Origin of the sequence: Microcystis sp. M49636_WE2 (assembly GCF_030065375.1) — a bacterium.
GTDB lineage: Bacteria > Cyanobacteriota > Cyanobacteriia > Cyanobacteriales > Microcystaceae > Microcystis > Microcystis aeruginosa_C.
Genome location: NZ_JASJFG010001020.1, coordinates 1 through 1,674 on the forward strand (window position 1 = coordinate 1; position 1,674 = coordinate 1,674).

Genomic DNA, 1,674 nt, shown 5'->3' on the forward strand with positions numbered 1-1,674 from the left:
GGCATAAATTGGATCATAATGGAAATCTACATTAACGGAGAGCAGGTGCATCTCGACTAATAATTCCTCAACCACGCGCCGATACACCGAATTGATGGGGCGGGTGTGGCGAGTATAAAAATCACGCTTACTATCGGAAACGGTGCGAATTTTATCCACAGAACCAAACTTCATAAAAATTTAACACTGCTCTCATTTTCCCCCTTCTGGTTCCCCCTGACAAGGCCAGTGATCACTAAAGAGCCGCAAGCAGTCAGTCCCCAGATAGCAAAAGAGCGAGTAAGATAGGGCAATGGGGAAATGGGGAATTTCAACTAAAACCCCAAAACCCCAAAACCCCAACACCCTAACACCCCAACACCCCAACACCCCAAAGCTTTTTCACTTTTCAGTTGACTATATGGCTAATCAAGACGATAAAATCAAAATTATCAGTGATAACCGGCAAGCACGCCATCTCTACGAGATTTTAGAGACTTTTGAAGCGGGGGTGCAGTTGCTGGGGACCGAGGTTAAATCTGTGCGTGCTGGTAAGGTAAACCTGCGGGATGGTTACGTTTTAGTCCGTAATGGTGAAGCGGTGTTAATTAATGTTCATATTTCCCCCTACGAACAGAGTAGCGAATATTTTAATCACGATCCGCGCCGGACGAGAAAATTGTTGATGCACAAAAAGGAAATCAGCAAACTCATCGGTCAAGTGGAACAGAAAGGCTTAACTCTTGTGCCTTTGAAGATGTATTTTAAAGGTAGTTGGGTAAAAATCAGCATTGGCCTCGGTAGAGGCAAAAAATTACACGATAAACGCGAAGATTTGAAACGTCGTCAGGATCAACGGGATATGGCGCGAGCGATGAAGCGTTAATCAAGACACTTATCGGACTGGCAAAGGTCTAGGTAAGAAACGAGCGGGTTTTGTTACAGTTGAACTGTATTAGGCCCCTTGCGGCCGTCACCATCCCCCTCACTTTGGGTTAAAATTTATGTTAAAAGTCTTGACAAAAGTAATTAAATATGCTAAGGCACCCGCTTTAATTGCTCTATCTTTAGCTGTGGGTGCGGGGATTATTTTACCAAAAATAACTTTAGCCAATGGCAACCCCGGCCTAACAATTTTTAGTGGAGTCGATCGCAAGGATATCTTAGATTATTTCTTGCAATTTGGCGGTCGTCCCAAGCAAATGGATCGTTATAAACTCTATATTCCCCCGAAAAAACTCTCCCAGGGGGCTTCAGCTTTTTTTATTTCCTATCCCGATTATTTTAACGGCCAGTTTGACACCAATAAAATCGAGGTACGCATCAACGGTAAATCTTTGCCTTTAAAGGAAGTGGTTTGGGATAAGGATGCTCGCGTTATTCAAATTGTCCCCGAACAAGCGATCGATCCGACCAGCAAAGTTGAAATCGTCATGTCTAATGTCAGAAATCCCGAATTAGGCACTTATTACTTTACCTGTGATGTGACTGCCTCCGGCAATATTCCCGTCCGTCTCTACGTTGGGACTTGGATTGTCAGTATCGAACCTTAAGTAGGGTTTGCTGAATAAATCTAAAAACTTTGTTTGATAAGGCTTTTAGACTTTTTTGACCTCAAAAAGTGCCTACCATTGGAGGGATCGGGGGTAAAATTCCTGGACTTTTTCCCTGAAAATTAGGTAACTGACCACCTCA

At 43.4% G+C, this 1,674-nt stretch carries 3 protein-coding genes; 2 read left to right on the forward strand and 1 reads right to left on the reverse strand.

Annotation, left to right across the window (positions count from 1 at the left end):
- A partial coding sequence (locus PX484_RS23405) for a photosystem II biogenesis protein Psp29 (RefSeq protein WP_288105802.1) occupies positions 1-159 on the reverse strand: 159 nt, incomplete at its 3' end.
- Between the two features lie 241 nt (positions 160-400).
- Here PX484_RS23405 and smpB point away from each other — a divergent pair.
- Positions 401-865: an SsrA-binding protein SmpB gene (gene smpB / locus PX484_RS23410; RefSeq protein WP_004162719.1), complete on the forward strand. Its 465-nt coding sequence runs from the start codon at positions 401-403 to the stop codon at positions 863-865.
- 118 nt (positions 866-983) lie between these two features.
- On the forward strand, positions 984-1,532 hold the full coding sequence (locus tag PX484_RS23415; RefSeq protein WP_287665172.1) for a DUF2808 domain-containing protein: 549 nt from the start codon (positions 984-986) through the stop codon (positions 1,530-1,532).
- Positions 1,533-1,674 lie beyond the last annotated feature (142 nt).

What these genes read in the sequence shown, in the direction of transcription:
- PX484_RS23415 (WP_287665172.1), top strand. Translation starts at nt 984, where the DNA reads ATGTTAAAAGTCTTGACAAAAGTAATTAAATATGCTAAGGCACCCGCT.
- smpB (WP_004162719.1), top strand. Translation starts at nt 401, where the DNA reads ATGGCTAATCAAGACGATAAAATCAAAATTATCAGTGATAACCGGCAA.